This is a genomic window from Bradyrhizobium sp. AUGA SZCCT0182 (assembly GCF_018130185.1).
Taxonomy (GTDB): domain Bacteria; phylum Pseudomonadota; class Alphaproteobacteria; order Rhizobiales; family Xanthobacteraceae; genus Bradyrhizobium.
On record NZ_JAFCLY010000060.1, the window covers coordinates 32,083 to 52,256 of the forward strand.

Below are 20,174 nucleotides of genomic sequence, written 5' to 3' on the forward strand. Positions count from 1 at the left end.
CAAGACCAGCTGGACGCGTAAAAAAGTAAGAGGGCTCGACTGAACATGGCGAACAATCCCAAGAAGGTCAAAGATCCCACCGAAGTCGCGCTTTCCGCCATTCAGGAAGCGCTGAACATCAGTGACACCACTGTCGATCCCAATCGCAATTCGATCGGCAACAACGACCTTTCGCCATCAAGCATTTCGTCCGCGCCCCCGCCCTACTCCGAAACCCCGTTCGATACGCGCGTTGATACGCGTTCTGGCGGCGACCGCCAGGTCTTCGATCCGATCGAAGAGCCGCGCGCCCCGCGCCGCGCCGCCAACGATGACCGCGAAACCATCGGACAGATTCTGCAGGCAATCCAGAAGGGCCGCCCTGCCCGCGGCGTCTATACGCTTGCCACCGTGTTCGCCGGCGTCTGGATCGTCGGCTGCGCGCTGCTGACCGCCGCGTTCCTGCCTTCGCTGCAGGCCGCAATGGGACAGAGCGGCGGCGTGCTGGTGCTGGGCGGCCTCGCCGCGCTGTTCTTTGCGCCGGTGCTGCTGTTCTATTTCCTCGCGAGCCTTGCCTGGCGCGGCCAGGAAATGCGGATGATCGCGCAATCGATGGCGCAGGTCGCGATCCGCTTCTCCGAGCCCGAAGGTGCCGCCTCCGACTCGATGGTGACGGTCGGCCAGGCGATCCGCCGCGAAGTAGCTGCCATGGGCGACGGCGTCGAACGCGCGATCGCGCGCGCCGGCGAACTGGAAACGCTGGTGGCCAACGAAGTCGCGGCGCTGGAGCGTGCCTATTCCGACAACGAAGTGCGCATCCGCGCGCTGCTGCAGGACATCGCCCATCAGCGCGACAACCTGGTCGGCCAGGCCGAGCAGGTTCGCAGCGCCATTTCCGGCGTGCAGATCGACCTGCGCCACGACATCGCGCTGATCTCGGACGCGATCGCCTCGCGCGTCGACGAAGTCGCGAAAAGCATCACCGGCGCGCTGGAAGAACGCGGCGCCCACATCACCACCGCCTTGAGCCATGCCGGCGACAACATGATCCTCGCGCTCGGTGAGCGCGGCGGCGACCTGCTCGACCGCCTCGAGGAAGCCAGCGCCGAGACCACGCGCGCCGTGCTCGACGCCTCGGAACGGCTGACCACCAGCCTCAACTTCAAGACCGGCCACGTCCATGACGAGTTCGTCGATCTGGCCGATCGCGTCCACGAGATGCTGAACGAGCGCATCGACCGCATCACCGGCGAGTTCGAGCAGCGTTCCTCGACCATCGTCGACGGCATTTCCGACCGCACCGAACAGGTCCACGACTCCCTGAAGAATTCCAGCGACTCGCTGCTGCTCGAGCTCGAACTGCGCAGCGGCGATCTCGTCAGCAAGATCGACGAGGCCGGCAACCGCCTGGCGACCCGCATCATGACCTCCGGCGACAAGGCTAGCGACGCGCTCGACGTGACCGTGAACTCGCTGGTCGCCAAGGTCGTCAGCCAGACCGAGACCGCGCATGACAGCCTCTCGCTGCAGATGAGCGCGTTCGACGAACTGGTGCAGAACCAGGGCAGCGAACTGGTCGAGAAATTCGCCCGCGACTCAGGCACGCTCGGCGCCCTGATCACCCGTCACATCTCCGAATTCGACCGCACCGTCAAAACCTTCGGCGGCGAGATCGTCGAACGCATGGGCCAGCGGACGCAGGACATCGCCGACAGCCTGAAGAACTATGTCGATACCTTCGACACCCGCCTGATCTCCAACAGCGGCGAGATCACCGCCTCGCTCGATCAGCGCCTGCTGCAGTTCGAAACCACGCTGAGCACGCGCGTCAACCATCTCGACAACTCGCTCGACACCAAGATCAGGTCGTTCGACGAGACCGTCGACGGCCGCCTGAAAGCGCTGGAGCAGACCTTCGACACCCGCGCCAGGTCCGTCACGGAGACGATCGATGATCGCCTCGGCACACTGGCGAGTTCGCTGACCGACGGTGCCGCGCAGGCGATCCACTCGATCGACTCGCGTCTCACCGAACTCACCTCGTCGCTGACCGGAGGCACCACGCAGGCCATCCAGTCGATCGACTCCCGCCTTACCAACCTGACGACGTCGCTGACGGTTGGCGCCGCGCAAGCCGTCGAAGCTATCGACCAGCGCCTCACCAACGTCACCACGTCGCTGACCGTTGGCGCTGCGCAAGCGGTCGAAGCCATCGACCAGCGCCTCACCAACGTCACCACGTCGCTGACGGTTGGCACCGCCCAAGCGGTCGAAGCCATCGACCAGCGCCTCTCCAACGTCACCACGTCGCTGACGGTTGGCACCGCACAGGCAGTCGAAGCCGTCGACCAGCGCATCACCAGCGTGACCCAGACCATCGACGGCCGCAGCGCCTATCTGACCGACACGATCGCGGCGCGGTTCCAGGATATCCACCAGGGTATCGAAACCCGGGTCGGCGCCATCGCCACCGACATCGACATGCGCGTCGCCCAGTTCGAGGATTTGCTCGGCTCGCGCGTCGAAGCCGTGGCCGGCCGTATCGAAAGCAGCGGCCGTCAGGCCAGCGACGACCTCATGGCCCGCGCCGAACTGCTGTCCTCGGGCATCAGGTCGCACGTCGAGGACGCCGAGCGCTCGCTCACCAACCTCGTGGTCAACACCTCTGAAACCATCCAGACCGGCGCGCGCACCGCGCAGCAGGCGCTGCTCACGGTTTCGTCCGATGTCGGCGCCCAGCTGAGGCTGACATCGGCCGAGGTCGAAAACTCCCTCACCGCCGTCGGCACCGGTGCCGCGAACTCGATCCTCACCAGCGCCCGCGAGGCCCAGACCTCGCTGGTCTCGGCTTCCAGCGAAGCTGCGTCCCAGATCAAATTGCTGGCCGACGACGTCGAGCGCACGCTCTCGGCCGCCGGCAACGCCACCGCTGCGTCGGTGCTCTCCGGCGCCCGCGAGGCCCAGACCACGCTGGTTACGGCGTCCGCGGACGCGGCAAGCCAGGTCAAGTCGCTCGCCGCAGACGTCGAACGTGCCCTGTCGGCCGCCGGATCCGCCACGGCCGAAGCCGTCACGACCGGCGCCCGCGAAGCCCAGAGCACCTTGATCGCGGCCTCCACGGAGGCCACCAACCAGGTCAAGTCGCTGGCCGCCGACGTCCAGCGCTCACTGTCGATCGCCGGCACCGCCACCGCCGAATCGATTACCGCCGGCGCCCGCGAGGCGCAGAGCACGCTGGTCAACGCGTCCACGGATGCGGCGAACCAGGTCAAGTCGCTCGCCGCCGACGTCCAGCGCTCGCTGTCGATCGCCGGCACCGCCACCGCCGAATCGATTACTGCCGGTGCCCGCGACGCCCAGAACACCCTCATCAACGCGTCCGCTGATGCAGCCAGCCACGTCAAGTCGCTCGCTGCCGACGTCGAACGCTCGCTCTCGGCCGCCGGTACCGCCACAGCCGAGGCCATCACGTCGGGTGCACGCGAAGCCCAGAACACCCTCGTCACCGTTTCCACGGATGCAACCAGCCAGGTCAAGTCGCTCACGGCCGATGTCGAGCGTTCGCTGTCTGCCGCGGGTACGGCCACTGCCGAAGCCATCACGTCGGGTGCGCGCGAAGCCCAGAACACCCTCCTCACGGCATCGACTGACGTCGCGACCAAGGTCGCGTCGCTGGCCGCCGACATGCAACGTTCGCTCTCGATGGCAGGTAATGCCACCGCCGAGTCGATCACATCAGGCGCCCGTGAAGCGCAGAGCGCGCTTTCCACCGCGTCGACGGAAGCCGCCGACCACGTCAAGTCGCTGGCCATCGATGTCGAACGTACGCTGAGCGCGGTCGGCGCCGGCACCGCCGCCGCGATCCTCGGCACCGCGCGCGAAGCGCAGAGCTCGTTCGCCGCGACCTCGGCCGACGCCGCAAGCCAGATCAAGGCGATCGCCAGCGACATCGAGCGTTCGCTCGCTGCGGTCACCGCCGCCACCACCGACAACATCCAGACCACGGCGCAGACTGCGCAGAACGCGATCCAGGCCAGCGCGCAGAATGCACAGAGTGCGCTCGTCGCCGCCTCGAACGAAGTCAGCTCCAAGGTCAAGACGACCTCGGCCGATATCGAACGCTCGGTGCTGTCAGCCAGCAGCAATTTCGGCTCGACGATGACCGGCAAGACCGACGAAATCGTCACCTATGTCCAGCAGCAGACCGATCGTCTGGCGCAGATCGTGGACAGCCGCCGTGGCTCGCTGGTCGAAGCGCTCAGCGCCAAGACCACCCAGCTCACGACCGAGCTCGACCGCGTCACCGCCGACTCGCTGAAGTCGATCGAGACCAGGGGCCAGGCGTTCTCGCAATCGATGGCGACCCATGGCTCGGAAGTCGCCCGCACGATCACCTCCGCCGGCGATATGGCAACCGGCGCGGTGGCCAAGTCGCTGAAGGATCTCGAGCAGTCGTCGCGTTCGGCCATCGACCAGTCGCGTCAGGTTTCGATCGCGGCCGTCACCGAAATGCAGGAGACCAGCAAGATCCTGCGCACCGACACCGTCGCGCTGTTCGAGCGGCTGCGTGAAGGCAACATCCTGCTGCAGGAAGTGCTGACCGGCGCCCACGACAACCTCAACTCGCTGGAGCGCGCTTTGGTGACCCGCGTGGCCGACTTCGTGTCCGCCATGAACGACGTCACCTCGCGCAACGGCGTTGCGACCCAGACGCTGGAAGACCAGCTCACCACCTTCAACACCAAGACCTCGAAGGCGCTGGAGGATCTCGGCTCGCTGTCGAGCGAGTTCGAAACCCACGGCAAGGCGCTGGTCGATGCCGCCACGGCGGTCGAACAGGCCAACCGCACCACCACGACGTCTGTCGCCGAACGCAAATCGCAACTTGAATCGCTGGTGACCACCATCGATTTGCGCACCACCGACCTCGATCAGCGGCTGTCGCGCTTCACCGGCTTGCTGGATGAATCGCTTGCCGCCGCCGAGGAACGCGCCCGCGACATCGCCCGCGTGGTGGCGGAAACCGCCGGTGCCGGTTCTGCCGCGATCAGCCGGCAGTTCGAAGCGGTTCGTGTCGCAGCCGAAAACGAGCGGCACCAGACCATCGACGCCATGAACGAACTGTACCAGCAGAGCAACGCCGAAACGGACGCGATGTTCAAGCAGTCGACCGAGAAGTTCGGCGCCATGGTGGTGGCCATGAAGCAGATGGCATCCGAGATGCATCACGAGCTCGAGGCGACCCGCAACGAACTGCGCCGCGGCGTGCTCGAAATGCCGCAGGAGGCCGCCGACAACACCGCGCAGATGCGCAAGGTGATCGTCGACCAGATCGAGGCGCTGGCCGAACTCAACCGGATCGTCGCCCATCACGGCCGCGGCCTCGACGTCATGACGACGAGCCGCGCCAGCGTGCAACGCCAGGAAGAACCGGTGATGGCAGCAGCCGCTAGCGGCGGCCGCAACGACGTGCGCATGCGCGACACCGGCAGCGCATCGAACCTGCCGCCGCCGGATCTCGGCATGCCGGCGACGCGCCGCACCGAAGCCCCGCCGGTCAGCCCGGCGAGCAGTCAGGACGGTGGACGCGACGGATGGCTGTCCGACCTGCTCAGCCGCACCGACGCCGGTGGTCCGAGCGGACGCGAGGCTCCCCGCCCGCGCGCGCCGCAAGGCGGCCCGGCCAATCCGCTGGAATCGCTGTCGCTCGACATCGGCCGGCTGATGGATCGCAATCTCGCGGCCGAGATGTGGGATCGCTATCAGCGCGGCGAGAGCAAGGCCTTCACCAAGCGGCTCTACACGCCCGCCGGCCAGAAGGCGTTCGATGAGGTCGCCCGCAAGTACCGCGCCGACCGTGCCTTCAAGCAGACGGTCGACCGCTACATCGCCGAGTTCGAACGCTTGCTCGACGAAGTTGCGCGGGAGGATCGCGGTCCGCAGGCGCTGCGCGGCCACCTGACCTCGGAGACCGGCCTCGTCTACACCCTGCTCGCGCATGCGGCGGGACGGCTGGGGTAACGGACGAATAGCGAACTGCGAGTAGCGAATGGAAACGGAGGCCTCACGGCCTCCGTTTTGTTTTGCGTCATTGCGAGGAGCAAAGCGACGAAGCAATCCATTCTTCAACGCCGCGAGATGGATTGCTTCGCGGAGCCTGTCATCAGGCGCGTATTCGCGCGAGCCGGTGGCTCGCAATGACGGCTTTCGCGGCGATCTCTCGTCGCGACTCCCCGTTCCGTATTCGCGCCCTACTGCCGCTTCTGCCCGCTCGGTGCTGCCGCCGCGGCAGGCGGTCTGGGCGCGGCGGGCCTGGCCGGCGGCGGTGCTGCCGCGGGCTCTGCCGGCGCGGCGTTGTTGCCGCCGCCGAAAATCACCCGGCTCGGATTGCGGTCGAAATTGTTCACGGCACGGCTGATGTCGGCGAGCGTCCGGCGGCCATCGGAAATCAGCGCGCCCGTGCGCTTGTCGAGATCGTCAGCCAGTTCGCGGATCGACTTCACCATCAGGTTCAACTCGCCGCCGTTGGCACCGCCCGCGATGGTGTTGAGGCCGAGCATGAGATTGTCGGCCTTGAGCATGACGCCGTCGACCTTGAGCATGACGTTGTCGATCTTCTCGGAGTTGCGCGCGAGCGCTCCGGTAAAGGTCTCGAGGTTCCGCAGCGAGTTCTTCACTGACTCCTGGTTGTCGGCAACGATCCGGTTGACGTTTTGCAACGTGGCGCGGATCGACTCCGTGACGTCCTGCAACGCGGCCGGATCGGCGGTCAAAACCGGAACGCCGTCCTCGTCCAGCGGCACGGGAGGCGCGCCCTCCTCGCCGCCCTTGAGCGAGATCGCAGCCACGCCGGTCAGCCCCTGGAATTCGAGACCGACCAGGGTATCTTTGCGGATCGGGGCGTTGTTCTCGACCATCGCCAGTGCGACGACGCGACGCGGGTTGTCCAGCTTCACGCGGACAACTTCGCCTACCCGGATACCGTTAAAATTGACACTGCCGCCATTGCGCAAGCCGGTCGCCGGGCCTTCGAAAATCACCCGCAGCGGGCTGCGCGCCTTGGTGGTGTGCAGACTCTGGAACCAGAGCACAAAGCCGAACGCCGCCGCGATCACCGCCAGGGTGAAGGCACCGATCAGGACGTAATTCGCCCGCGTTTCCATAACTCGAATTACTCCGGTACTAGACGCTCGGTTCTGATCAGAACCAGGCGCCCGACTTTATCCTTTTGACGCGTTTTCTTCACGCGAACCGGTACCCGCTTCGCTCGAAAACGCTCTAGCCCATCACAGCGCGGGCGCGCTTGCCGTGAAAATATTGCTGCAGCCATGGATGCTGCGAGGCCTGCATGTCGGCAATTGATCCTGCTGCAATGATCTTACCGTTCCCTAAAACGGCGATACGGTCGCAAGCCGTGTAAAGGCTGTCGAGGTCGTGGGTTACCATGAAAACGGTCAGCCCCAAAGTACGCTGCAGGGTGCGGACCAGTTCGTCGAAATCGCCGGCGCCGATCGGGTCGAGGCCCGAGGTCGGCTCGTCCAGGAACACCAGTTCCGGATCGAGCGCGAGCGCGCGCGCCAGCGCCACGCGCTTGATCATGCCGCCGGAAAGCTCGGACGGAAACCTGTCCGCGACTTCGGGCTTGAGGCCCACCATGCCGAGCTTGGCCACCATGACCTCGTCGAGCAGGCGCTGCGAGAGGTTGAGATATTCGCGCACCGGGAACTGGATGTTCTGCCGCACGGTAAGCGAGGAAAACAGCGCGCCTTGCTGGAACAGCACGCCCCAGCGCCGTTCGACGCCGCGCCGCTCGGCCGTAGAGGCCTTGTCGAGATCGACGCCGAACACTTCGATGCGGCCGGCGACCTTGGGCACGAGGCCGATGATGGTGCGCGTCAGCACGGATTTGCCCGCGCCCGACGGGCCGACAAAGCCCAGGATCTCGCCGCGCTTCACGTCGAGATTGAGCCCGTCGAGAATCCGCGTCTTGCCGAACTGCACGGTGATGTCGCGGACCCGGATGATGGCGTCGGAAATCTCGCCCACCATGGTCACATTCCGATCGATGCGAAGAAGATGGCGAACACGCCATCCATGACGATGACCAGGAAAATTCCCTTCACCACCGACGACGTGGTGTGTTGTCCGAGCGATTCGGCGCTGCCCTGCACCGCAAGCCCCTCGACACAGGCCACGATGCCGATCACCGCGGCCATGACCGGCGCCTTGATGAGCCCGACGATGAAATGATTGATCGAGATGGCGTCGCGCAGCCGCAGCAGGAAGGCTTCCGGTTCGACGCCGCCATAGAGATACGCCACGAGGCCGCCGCCATAGAGCGCGGCCATCGCGCCGAGGAAAGCCAAAATCGGCAACGCCATTACCAGCGCCAGCATGCGCGGCAGGATCAGGACCTCGATCGGATCGAAACCCATGGTGCGCAGCGCGTCGATCTCCTCGCGCATTTTCATCGAGCCGAGTTCGGCGGTGTAGGCCGAGCCCGAACGGCCTGCCACCATGATCGCCACCAGCAGCACTCCGATCTCGCGCAGCACCAGCACGCCGAGCATGTCGACCACGAAAATATCGGCACCGAACTGACGGAAGTGGAAAATGCCCTGTTGCGCGATGATGCAACCGATCAGGAACGTGATCAGCACCACGATCGGCACCGCGCGCCAGCACACCTGCTCCAGATGATGCACGGTGGAGGTCAGGCGGAAACCGCGGGGACGAATCAGGACATGGCCGGCCGCTGCCAGCACCGCGCCGAGCATCTCGATCAATCCAACCAGGGTGCCGCCGACGCCGGCCACGCTGCGCCCGATCTGCTCCAGCATGCCCGTGATCGTCACCGAACGGGCCTGGACGACAGGCTCGGCTTTGACCCGGCGCACCTCGTCGACGAGACTTGAATAATTCGCCGACAGGCCGGCGATCTTGGCCTCGATGCCACCCTCGGTCAGGCTACGGCGCAGCCGTTCGATCAGCCAAGCGCCGAACGTATCGAGTTTCGACACCTGCGAGACGTCGATGAAGATGTTCGGGCGGCTGCCGCGAAGCTTCTCGGCGTCGGCCACCATTTTCTCGAGCACCGGGGCAAAGCGGGCCGTCCACGAACCGGCAGCGCACAGCGCAAGCCCGTTGCCCTGGGCTATCCGCTCCAGTGTCGGGTCTGCGCTCACGATGCCCGCCCCCTGGCCCGCCCGCTAATGATGCAAAAGGTATGGTCCGGCACGCCGCATTGCCTTGTAGAATCTGTCCCTAACCAGCCATAGTTGGTTGCGGCGAGCAAGCGCGCGGTTCAGAAATTGCCAGATTTTAAAATGACTTCCAGCCGATCCCAAGAATTTGCCCGACAGCTTGTTGCCCGCATTGAACGCTGGCCGATCGCCGGCTCGTTCACCATCAGCCGAGGAGCCAAGACGGAAGCGGTTACCGTCGTGGCCGAAGTCAGCCATGGCGGCCATACCGGGCGCGGCGAGTGCGTTCCCTATCCCCGCTATGGCGAAACGGCGGAAGCGACCCTGGCTGCCCTTCAGGCGATGCAGGAACCGCTGTCCAGGGGATTGGACCGAACGGCCCTGCAGGCTGCGATGCCAGCAGGCGCCGCCCGTAACGCGCTGGATTGCGCGCTGCTGGACCTCGAGGCCAAAAGCAGGGGCCAGCGGGTCTGGACCCTGCTCGGCCGGCCGGCGCCGCGAGCCTGCACCACCGCCTTCACGATTTCGCTGGGAACGCCGCAGGCGATGGCGGCAGCGACCGCCAAGGCCGCGCGCCGCCCGCTGCTCAAGATCAAGCTCGGCGGCGACGGCGACGAGAGGCGGATCGCTGCCGTCCGCAAGGCTGCCCCCGAATCCGAATTGATCGTGGACGCCAACGAGGCCTGGACCTCGGACAACCTCGAACGGAACCTGCACGCCTGCGCGGAACTCGGCGTGACGCTGGTCGAGCAACCGCTTGCCGCCGCCAATGACGCCGCGCTGGCGCGCATCAAGCGGCCGATCGTGGTGTGCGCCGACGAAAGCGTGCATGACCGCGCCTCGCTCAACGGCCTTCGCGAACGCTATGACGCCGTCAACATCAAGCTCGACAAGACAGGCGGATTGACAGAAGCGCTTGATATGGCGGATGCCGCGCACGCACTCGGCTTCGAAATCATGATCGGCTGCATGGTTGCCACCTCGCTCGCGATGGCCCCCGCAATGCTGCTGGCGCAGCACGCGCGCTTCGTCGACCTCGACGGCCCGCTATTGCTGGCGCACGACCGAGTCGATGGACTGCGCTACGAAGGCAGTCTGGTCTATCCACCGGAAGCCGCGCTCTGGGGCTGACGCGCGAGGCGGTGCCGCGCCAGCCACATCACGATCGCAGCCAGCAGCGCCATCGCCGCCATCACGTAATAGACCCGCTGCCCGTAGCCCGCATAGACCAATCCCGACACCACCGACGCCGTGCCGCTGACGATGCCGCCGCAGGCCGCAAGATAGCCCTGCCCGCGCGCCATCACATGGCCGGGCACGTGACGCACCAGCAGACCCATCATGCCGACCTGCGTCAGTCCATAGGTCAGGCCATGCGCGAGCTGCACCAGGGACAACACCACGACCGAGGGCTCCTGCGCGGTGATCAGCCAGCGCGCCACCGCGCTGAGCGCGCCGATCACCACCAGCAGCGCAGGTGCCAGCGTGAAACGCGGCGAGAGCGCGAACACCACGATCTCGGCGAGCACGCCCAGCACCCACAGGCCGGCGATGGTCAGCCCGTCCAGGCCGGACGCCTGCCAGGTGATGGAAGCAAAGGCGTAATAGGCGGCGTGGCTGCCCTGGATAAGGGCGGCCGCGACAATGATGGCGAGGAAACCGGGATCTCGCAGCAAGGCGCTCGCGCCAAGCACCGCGGTCGCTGGCGGTTTTGGCCGGTCCAGCGGCTGCAGCCCCAGGCTCGCGACCGCGCCGAGCGCCGCCATCGCCGCAATGACCCAGATCAGCTGGCTAGCCGCAATGAAGTCGACCAGCAGACCGCAGATCAACGCGCCCACCACGAAGGCCGCCGAGCCCCACAGCCTTAGCGGTCCGTAATTCAGGCCATAGCGCGCCACCCCACCCAGCGCGTAGGCGTCCGTCAGCGGCACCATCGGCGTCCACAGGCAGCAGGTCACGGCATAAGCGAGCAACACTGCGAGCGGCAGATATTGCGTGCCGATCACCGCAAAGCCGAGCGCGGTGGCGGTCGCGGTGACGATCAGGACCGCGCGCAGCGAATAGCGCCTCCCGGCGGCACCCGTCACGAACGGCAGCACGGTAAAGCGCGTCACCGCAGGAACCGCGGAAATGATTCCGATCCAGGAGGCATCGATGCCAACCGACTTCAGCCACAGCGTGAAAAACGGCAGATGGGTGCCCATCGTCCCGAACGTCGCGCCGTAGAACAGCGCCAGCCGCGCCGCGAATCGCTTCGATGCGCCTTGAGATGCGATGGGGATTTGTGATTCGCTTGGCATCAATTCAATTGCGATTCGCCCGATATCGTGTTGTTTCGTTATCGCAACGCGCGGTGATTTGCGCGAAGAGTTTAGCATGGCCGACGAAGCATTCGCCCTTTCGCCGATCTCAGCACGCGCCGCGCTGCCGGGCGAGGAAGACTATGCTGCAATCAGCGAAGCCTTCATGGAGACTTCGCGGGGCCGCTGGTTTCTCGGCGAGTACGCCAAGCGCAACCGCAACGCCGACACCAGCATGGTGCTCGATGCGGTGGCGCGGATCGAGCAAAGCCTTGCCGCGCAGAAGGAAGAGAGCCTCGCGATCCAGCGGGAGGCTGCGAACGCACAGCGCGAAGCTGCCAACGCACAGCGAGCGGCGGCGGACGCCGTCGCAGACAATAGCCTCGCCGAGGCCAAATTAGTTGAGGCCTTGATTGCGATTCGCGGGGCGTTGGAGGCGGCGCAGACCTCGGCGATGGGGGCGATCGACGGACTGGCGCTGGACGAGAAGCTGGCGCCGGTGCGCAAGGGCGCGCGGGTGATTCGGGAGATCGCCTGGCGCTTGCGGGAAATCGGCAATGACAGCCGAATCTGCGACCTGATCGATTCGCAGGTTCAGGTCATCGAGAAGGGCGCCGAGCAAATCTCCTCCGACGAGGCCAAGGCCGCATTGGAGGCCGCGTTCGCTTCGCTTGCCGGACGGATCGCAGAATTCAGCGATGAAGAGACGCCCGCCCCGGTTGCCGAGGCGGCGGTTGCCGAGAGGCCAGTTGCTGAGGCGCTAGTTGCTGAGGCGTATGTCGCCGCGCCCGCCCCGGTGGCGCAGGATGAGTCCCCGGCGGTCGCCGAGGTCATCGAGGAAGCACCCGCATCGGAAGCCCAGGCTGCAACCAGTTCCGTTTCGACCCTCGCCTTAGCTCCGGCCGCCGAAGCCGTCGTCGCTGAAGTTATGGTCGCCGAAGCTGTGGTCGCCGAAGCCGTGGTCTCCCAGGCCGAGGCCGCGCTGGAGGAAGTCGAAACCGCCGAGACGGCCGGGATTGAACTCACCGCCGAAGCTGCCGACGCTCATGACGAGGCGGTCCTCGACATGATCGCGATGGAGATGGGCGCGCCCGATCCCATCGACGACGATGAGTTCGTCGAACCGGAGATCGAACAAGCCCACGTCGCAATGCCGATGGTTGAGGAAACCCGGCTTGCTGACCCGATTGTTGAGGAGGCTCAGATTGTCGAGCCGCTTCCGGCCCCGCCCGAAATCGTCGCTGCATTGCCCGAGCCAATGATGTCCGCACCGGTCGCGCCACCGGTTCAACCACCGCCTCAGCCCGCCGCAGCCATGCCGGAACCGGCGCTGGAAGTCTCGCTCGGCTCGTCGATCATCGCAAGCGGCATCGTACGCAGACCTGTCGCGGCCAACGATCCGCTGGCCCCGATCCGGCGCATGAGCCAGGCCGAGAAGATCGCGTTCTTTTCGTAGGTCACATGTCCGGCAACGATGAGACACTGACCCTTTGGCGACCAGTCGGCCCGCGAGAGCTCGAACTGGTCCGGCAGACCGGCATGCGGGCCTTCCCTCCGCGGCTACCTGAACAGCCAATTTTCTACCCTGTCCTCACTGAGGAATACGCGGTGAAAATTGCGCGCGACTGGAACGTTCCAGCGAGCGGTTCCGGATTTGTGACGCGCTTCAAGGTGAGGCGAAGCTTCATCGATCGCTACGATATCAAGGACGCTGGTGGACAAGCTCACCTGGAATACGGGATTCCGGCCGAGGATCTGAACGACTTCAACGCCGCGATCGTCGGTACGATCGAGGTTGTTCGCAGCTTCCCCTGAAATCTGGTTCACGTTGCGTAACGGAACTAAGTGACCAAGGTCACGTACAGCACCCCCACCTCAATCTAGCCTGTCCGCCGGACATCTCGCCTTGAGATTGGATGGAGGACACCCATGCCAGGGTTCAAATCATTGGCGCTTTGCGCCGGTTTGCTGGGCAGCCTGCTGAGCTTGGCGCACACCAGCACCGCTTTTGCAGAGGCGGTGAACGCTGCCATCAGCGACGGCGTTCGATCGCTGCCGGCCGAGCAGCGGGTCGCCCTCGTGATCGGCAACGCGAACTACCAGATCGCGCCGCGGCTCGCCAATCCGAGCAACGATGCGCGATCGGTAGCGCAACTCCTCAACACGGCGGGCTTTGAAGTCACCGCGGCGACCGATCTGACGCGCAGCGACATGATCAAGGCGGTGGAGGATTTTGTTGACCGGGTTTCCAATCGCGGACCCAATGCCGTCGCCATGATCTATTATGCCGGGCACGGCGTGCAGCTTGAGGGCGAAAATTACCTGCTGCCGATCGACGCGAAAATTTCCAAGCTGTCGGATCTCGACAGCAATTCGCTGCGCCTGGTCGACCTGATGGGAACGCTGGAAACCATCACGAGCCGGACGCGGATCGTCGTGCTCGACGCCTGCCGCAACAATCCCTTTCCCGACGTCGACGATTCCGGGCGCGGCCTTGCGATGGTCGATGCGCCGGCCGGCTCGATCGTCGGATATTCGACGGCGCCGGGCATGGTAGCCCATGATGGCGATGGCAATCACAGCCCCTATACGTCCGCCTTCCTGAACATCGCGCGGCAGCCCAATCTGCCGATCGAGCAATTGTTCAAGCGCGTTCGTCTCGAAGTGAATAACGCCACCGGCGGCCGGCAGACGCCATGGGAAAGCTCGTCGCTGACCAACGACTTCTATTTCTTCGGCGACACGGCGGTTGCGGCAACCCGCGCGCCCGATCGCGGCCCGGTGGTTCAGATGGCGTCGAACCTGCCTTCGCGTTCGGTGCGTCAGGCCTATGATTACGTCCTGTCGGAAGGTTCGCCCGAACATTATGAGGAATTCATTCAGCTGTATCCGTCCGACCCGCTGTCCGATCGCGTCCGCGTGCTGCTCGGCAACTGGCGGCAGTCATATGCGTGGCACAAGGCGGTGCTCGCGAACACATCTGGCGGCTACAGGTCGTTCCGCGACCGCTTCCCCGATAGTCCGTATGCGCGCACAGCATTGAGGCTGCAAGCGCAGCCGAGACACGTTCCGCTGATGCAGTTCAACCGCCTGTCGAAGCATGCCGGCCACCATGGACATGGCTTTTCGCACGGCCATCGGGCGCCATCCCTGGCCTCATCGGCAAAGGGCATGAATGCATCCGCCTCGATGAACGGCCACAGGCCGGGCAAGTTCACGAACACTTCCTCAGGGATGAACGCCCACGCCCATGCCAATCACATGCAGGGCAAAAGCCGATTCCACGATCGCGGACCGCGCAGGATGGGCGGCGGCATGCACAGCCACAGCCACTCCAGCCATCGCTTCGCCGCGAACCATTCGCGTAGCTCGTTTGCTCACTCGCGGCATTCGTTCGGTGGTGGCCGCTCATTCGGTGGCGGCGGTTCGTTTGGCGGTGGCCGCTCGTTTGGCGGCGGCGGATTCAGGCGCTGATAGGGCAATGATGCAACAAGGCCCCGGTCGATGCCGGGGCCTTTTCGTATGAGTTTTTCCGCGGCGCCGATCAGTAGCGCGCGGCGACCACGGTCGGCATCGGGCTGAAGTGATAGTTCACGCCGATTTTGACGAGGTGCAGATCCTGGGTCAGCTTGCTGCCCTGGAAGGCCGCGCCGCCGGTACCGACAAGCACGCCCGGGATGTTGAAATTCACGGTGCCGGTGGCCGTGACCTGTTGCGCGAACATCTTGATGTAGTCGTATTCCGCCTTGATCGACCAGTTGTTGCCGAGCGCGTATTCACCACCGGCGCCAACCACCACGCCGGTATGCACGGCCTTCGCGGATACATTAGCCCCGATATTGCCCGGACCCGGGACGGCAACCGTGGCGAAACTGAAATTGTGCTTCTCCTGCGCGATCGCAAGGCCACCCTTGCCGTAGAACATCAGGCGATCGCCGACGACGAAGCCGGCACGCGCGGTTGCGAGCGCGAGCCAGTCGATCTTGCTGTCATAGTTGAGGGTCTGGGTGACACCAGGAGCGGCAAGCGCAATCGCCTGGCTTCCCTTGATGTCTGTCCCCAGGATCTCGCCTTCGACGCCGAACACGAAGCGCCCGGCCTGGGCATTGACGCCGACGGTGCCGCCGGCCAGCCAACCCGTCATGTCATACTGCGGCAGGTTGGTCATAGCGACGGCCTGCCCGAGGTCCGGCCATTGCTTGCGGCCGAAACCATAGCCCGCCTGCGCACCGATATAGGCGCCCGACCAGTTGGTGCCCGGCGCGGCAGGCACCGGCGCATAGGACGGGTCCTTTGCAACGCCGCCGAAGCGATGATTGACGCCGACCTTGACGACATGAATGGCTTCTTCGATCTGAGCATCGACCCTGAACGGAGTGGTGACGCCGCCGCCCTGTGTCGCGGTGCCCCTCAGCGTTGGCGTCGTCGTGTCCAGATGGATGTAGTTGTACTCGCCCTTGACCGACCAATTGCCGCCCAGCGCGTATTCGGCGCCGAAGCCGACCATCGGCGCATAACGAAGCTCGTTGCCGCTGGCCGCACCCGATCCGGTGGCGCCAAAACCAGTCGCGGAAGCATCGACCGAATGACGCTCGTGCGCCACGGTGATGCCACCCTTGGCAAAAACGAACCAGCGATCGGCCGCAAGGCCGGCCCGGCCTGCAATGGTGACGAGACCGTCGATCTTCGATCTGGCGGTTTGGGAACTGGTGATGCCAAGCGCCGCGCTGCCGACGCTGACAAACTGCGAACCACTGATGTCGGCCCATGAACCGTCGAGTTCGAGGCCGAACACGAAGCTTGAAATCTGCTTGTTGATGCCGACCTGACCGCCGGCGAGGAAACCGCGGGCGACGAAATCGGCGTTGCGCGCATCCCAATCCTTCATGCCGCCGCCGTAACCGGCGTGCACACCGAGATAGACGCCGGACCAGTCATAAGCCGCAGCCACGATCGGCGCGGCCTTCACCGGCATATCGGCCGCCAGGGCGGTTGCAAACGGGATCATCGCGCCGAGCGCCGTCGCCGAGATCCACAGACCGCACTTCCGGATATTCATTCCAAGCTCCACAACGTTCGTTCAGCTGTTCCTTAGCGGGAACAACGTACCTACATTTGGGGAACTCGCATGTACCTGCGGTGCAACACTACCACAGCAATGGGTTGGACTCCGGCCGGCCACCAGTTGGACTAAGGCGCAAGCGCTCGGGAATCACGGGATTAGGCAGTTCTCGCTGTCAGGTCGGGCTGAACCCTCGCGACCTGCGGCGTCCGGTCGCACCCGTCTACGCGACCAGCTTGGCGAACAGGTCGGCGTCAACATTGCCGCCGGAGAGAACGATGACGACGTTCTTGCCGCGCACATCGATCCGGCCGGCCAGCAACGCGGCGAGGCCGACGGCGCCGCCGGGTTCGACCACCAGCTTCAGTTCCCGGTAGGCATAGGCCACCGCCGCCCCGACTTCCGCGTCGGAGGCAACCACGCCCTGGGCCAGCAGCTTGCTGTTGATCGAGAACGTCATCACGCCGGGGATCGCGGCCATCAGCGCGTCGCAGATGGTGCGATCGGCCGCATGATGGGCTTCGCGATGGCCGGCGCGCAGCGAGAGACCGTGATCGTCATAGCCCTCGGGTTCGGCGACGATGAGCGTCGATTGCGGAAAGCGCGCCTTGATGGCCGTCGCAACGCCCGCAATCAGTCCGCCGCCGGAAGCCGGCGCCACCACGATATCGGGCGTCAGGCCGAGCGCGGCCATATCCTCTGATATCTCGCGGCCCGCAGTGCCCTGCCCGGCGATCACGAAAGGATCGTCATAGGGGCGCACCAGCGTGGCGCCGCGCTTGCGCGCGATATCTTGAGAGATCGCCTCGCGATCTTCCTTGTCGCGGTCATAGAGCACGACTTCGGCGCCATAGCCCTTGGTGCGCTCGCGCTTGGTCAGCGGCGAGTCCTTGGGCATCACGATGGTTGCCTGCATGTTGAGGATCTGCGCCGCCGCCGCCACGCCCTGGGCGTGGTTGCCGGACGAGAACGCGACCACACCGCCGCCGCGTTCGGCCTGCGGGATCGAGGCGAGCTTGTTGAAGGCGCCTCGGAACTTGAAAGAACCGGTCCGCTGCAGCATTTCCGGCTTGAGAAAGACCTTGGTTCCGACGCGCTCGTTGAGAACCGGGAACGACAACAGCGGCGTTCGCACCGCAAAGGGCGCAACCACCCGCGCCGCCGCATCGATATCTGCGGCACCAATCGGTGCCATCGAGGCTTGATCCGTCATGACGACTTTGTATCGCGTCCGTGGACAGGCCGGCAAGACGCAATCCGGTGAAGTCAGGCGGCGAAATGCGGGTCTTCCACAAACTCGACCACCTCGCCTTCGGGGCCTGGGGCACGGACATTGAGGGCATGGTCGACAAAAACCCGCGCCGAGGCCTGCCAGGTGTGGGCGGCGGCGAACTCCACACAGGCCTGCGGCGAGATCTGCAGCGCGTCGAGGCAGGCGGCGCGCAAATCGTCGCTGAGGACGCCGACCGGCGCCGCACCGATCACATCGCGGGGACCGGTGACAGGAAAAGCGGCAACCGGCACGCCGCTGGCAAGCGCTTCCAGCAGCACCAGGCCGAAGGTGTCGGTCTTGCTGGGGAACACGAAGATGTCGGCGGCCGCATAGATCTCCGCCAGTTCCTCGCCATGCCGGGCGCCCAGGAATACCGCGTCCGGATATTTCCGCTCCAGCGCCACACGGGCCGGGCCATCGCCGACAATAAGCTTGGTGCCGGGCAGATCGAGATCGAGGAACGCCTCGAGATTCTTTTCGACCGCGACGCGGCCGACACTGAGGAACACCGGCTGCGGCAGACAGAGGTCGGCGGTGCGCGGATGAAACAGCGACGTGTCGACGCCGCGCGACCACAGCACCACATTGCGAAATCCGCGCTGGCGCAATTCAGCTGCAAGCGCCGGCGTCGCCGCCATCACCGCCTGGGTCGGCCGGTGAAACCAGCGCAGCGCGCGCCAGACCCATTTTTCCGGGATCGGCGAGCGCGCCGAGACGTATTCCGGAAAGCGCGTGTGGAAGCTGGTGGTGAACGGCAGTCCGTGCTTGCGGCAATAGCGGCGAACCAGAAGGCCGATCGGGCCTTCGGTCGCGATGTGTATGCTGTCGGGCTTGGCCGCTTCGATCAACGCCGCGATCTTCGCCGGGTAAGGCAGCGCGAGCTGCAAATCCGGATAGCTCGGCATCGCAAAGGTGCGAAACGATTGCGGCGTCAGGAAGCTGACGTCGACGCCGAAGCCTTTGGCGGCTTCCGCCATCATGGTCAGCGTCCGTACCACCCCGTTGACCTGGGGATGCCACGCATCGGTCGCGACCAGGATATGTGTCATGCCGCGCGCGCCGCGACGCGGGGAACCGGCGCCAGCCGGCGCTGCGGATCGGCCCAGGTGATGATTTCGAACCGGCCGTCCTCGTGTTCGACCAGCGCGGTGCAGCTTTCGACCCAGTCGCCGCAGTTCATGTAGCGGATGCCGTGCTCGTCGCGGATGGTGGCGTAGTGGATATGGCCGCAGATCACGCCATCGGCGCCGTGACGCCGCGCTTCGCCGGCCAGGGTCTTTTCGAATGCGCCGATATAATTCACCGCGTTCTTGACCTTCAGCTTCGCCCATTGCGACAGCGACCAATAGGGCACGCCGAACATGCGCCGGAAGAAGTTGACCAGGCGATTCATCTGAATGGCGAAATCATAGGCCTTGTCGCCGAGATGGGCGAGCCAGCGCGCGTTCTGCACCACCAGATCGAAGATGTCGCCGTGGATGACGAGATAGCGCTTGCCGTCGGCGCCCTCATGAATGGTGTTTTCCACCACATCGATGCCGCCGAAATGGGTGCCGTAATAGTTGCGCAGGAACTCGTCGTGATTGCCGGGCACGTAAACGACCTTGGCGCCCTTGCGCGCCTTGCGCAGCATTTTCTGCACGAAGTCGTTATGCGATTGCGGCCAGTACCAGTTGGACTTCAGGGCCCAGCCGTCGACGATATCGCCGACCAGATAGATGGTGTCGGCGTCGTGGCTTTTGAGGAAGTCCAGCAACCGGTCGGCTTGCGAGCCGCGGGCTCCGAGATGGACGTCGGAGATAAACAAAGTGCGAAAGCGCCGCTCCGGGCTCTCTTCACTCGAGGAGTCACTACCCATGCCGTGCACCTAACAGATCCCTGTGACAGGGCGATGACAACCGACGCGACTGATAGCCCCACGCGAATCGATGACGCGCCCCTGCAAAAGCGGATAGCAGCGCGATGCGACAGTGAAACGACGGCAGGTCACGTGGATTTACGGAGTTCGCCCGCGCTGCGCACATCGGATCGCTAACTGGTTCGTCGTCCCGGCGAAGGCCGGGACCCATACGCCGCGGCGCTTGTTTTGAAAAACGATGTTCGACGACTTTCTTTCAATCGCTGACTTCGGTGGCTATGGGTCCCGGCCTTCGCCGGGACGACGTGGATACAGCTTCGCGATCTCGCGACGCATTGCGCCCGAGCTTTGCCAGAAACTCCTTGCCCTCCAAAAATGAGGGCGCAGGGAAGACCGGGTGCGCGCTGCACCCGCGGTCTCGTGTGCGGTTTGCACAAAACAAAGTGCACACGAGCATACAGGGCAGCGGAGAACACCCGGCCTTCCCTGCGCAATGGCT

Annotated in this window: 13 protein-coding genes; 5 read left to right on the forward strand and 8 right to left on the reverse strand. The window is 64.9% G+C overall.

The annotated features are described in order from the left end of the window. Positions 1–45: 45 nt before the first annotated feature. Positions 46–6,000, forward strand: a complete 5,955-nt coding sequence (locus JQ611_RS37730; protein ID WP_212468320.1) for a negative regulator of septation ring formation — start codon at positions 46–48, stop codon at positions 5,998–6,000. A gap of 230 nt (positions 6,001–6,230) precedes the next feature. Here the strand turns inward: JQ611_RS37730 and JQ611_RS37735 are convergent, their stop codons facing one another. From JQ611_RS37735 to JQ611_RS37745, 3 genes are all read right to left on the reverse strand, one after another. Next, positions 6,231–7,142, reverse strand: coding sequence for an MlaD family protein (locus tag JQ611_RS37735; protein WP_192737742.1), 912 nt, complete (start codon positions 7,140–7,142; stop codon positions 6,231–6,233). A 115-nt stretch (positions 7,143–7,257) separates the two neighbouring features. Then, the gene (locus tag JQ611_RS37740; RefSeq protein ID WP_212264242.1) at positions 7,258–8,028 is read right to left on the reverse strand and encodes an ABC transporter ATP-binding protein; all 771 of its coding nucleotides are present in this window, start codon (positions 8,026–8,028) and stop codon (positions 7,258–7,260) included. Positions 8,029–8,030: 2 nt separating this feature from the next. Beyond that, entirely contained in the window at positions 8,031–9,164 is a 1,134-nt protein-coding gene (locus tag JQ611_RS37745) for an ABC transporter permease (RefSeq protein ID WP_212391629.1), read from the reverse strand. 141 nt (positions 9,165–9,305) lie between these two features. Here JQ611_RS37745 and dgcA point away from each other — a divergent pair, with 141 nt between their 5' ends. Next, entirely contained in the window at positions 9,306–10,313 is a 1,008-nt protein-coding gene (gene dgcA, locus JQ611_RS37750) for an N-acetyl-D-Glu racemase DgcA (protein ID WP_212468321.1), read from the forward strand. Here the strand turns inward: dgcA and JQ611_RS37755 are convergent. Next, positions 10,283–11,482, reverse strand: coding sequence for an MFS transporter (locus tag JQ611_RS37755; RefSeq protein ID WP_212468322.1), 1,200 nt, complete (start codon positions 11,480–11,482; stop codon positions 10,283–10,285). The two genes, dgcA and JQ611_RS37755, sit on opposite strands and share 31 nt — an antisense overlap. Positions 11,483–11,717: 235 nt before the next feature. Between JQ611_RS37755 and JQ611_RS37760 the strand changes: the two genes are divergently transcribed. From JQ611_RS37760 to JQ611_RS37770, 3 genes are all read left to right on the forward strand, one after another. Further along, positions 11,718–12,938 (forward strand): hypothetical protein, encoded by a 1,221-nt coding sequence (locus JQ611_RS37760; RefSeq protein WP_312012369.1) that lies wholly within the window; start codon positions 11,718–11,720, stop codon positions 12,936–12,938. A gap of 5 nt (positions 12,939–12,943) precedes the next feature. After that, positions 12,944–13,297, forward strand: coding sequence for an ADP-ribosylation/crystallin J1 (locus tag JQ611_RS37765; protein ID WP_212468324.1), 354 nt, complete (start codon positions 12,944–12,946; stop codon positions 13,295–13,297). Positions 13,298–13,411: 114 nt separating this feature from the next. Then, positions 13,412–14,956 carry a caspase family protein gene (locus JQ611_RS37770; RefSeq protein WP_212468325.1) on the forward strand — a complete coding sequence of 515 codons (1,545 nt, stop codon included), beginning with the start codon at positions 13,412–13,414 and terminating at the stop codon, positions 14,954–14,956. A 70-nt stretch (positions 14,957–15,026) separates the two neighbouring features. Here the strand turns inward: JQ611_RS37770 and JQ611_RS37775 are convergent, their stop codons facing one another. The 4 genes from JQ611_RS37775 to JQ611_RS37790 form a co-directional block, all read right to left on the reverse strand. Then, positions 15,027–16,541 (reverse strand): outer membrane protein, encoded by a 1,515-nt coding sequence (locus tag JQ611_RS37775; RefSeq protein WP_212468326.1) that lies wholly within the window; start codon positions 16,539–16,541, stop codon positions 15,027–15,029. A 226-nt stretch (positions 16,542–16,767) separates the two neighbouring features. Further along, positions 16,768–17,757 carry a threonine/serine dehydratase gene (locus JQ611_RS37780; protein WP_212264234.1) on the reverse strand — a complete coding sequence of 330 codons (990 nt, stop codon included), beginning with the start codon at positions 17,755–17,757 and terminating at the stop codon, positions 16,768–16,770. A gap of 53 nt (positions 17,758–17,810) precedes the next feature. Further along, positions 17,811–18,866: a glycosyltransferase family 1 protein gene (locus tag JQ611_RS37785; protein ID WP_212468327.1), complete on the reverse strand. Its 1,056-nt coding sequence runs from the start codon at positions 18,864–18,866 to the stop codon at positions 17,811–17,813. Then, positions 18,863–19,675 carry a UDP-2,3-diacylglucosamine diphosphatase gene (locus JQ611_RS37790; protein WP_192737752.1) on the reverse strand — a complete coding sequence of 271 codons (813 nt, stop codon included), beginning with the start codon at positions 19,673–19,675 and terminating at the stop codon, positions 18,863–18,865. The genes JQ611_RS37785 and JQ611_RS37790 overlap by 4 nt, the downstream gene beginning before the upstream one ends. Positions 19,676–20,174: the final 499 nt, after the last annotated feature.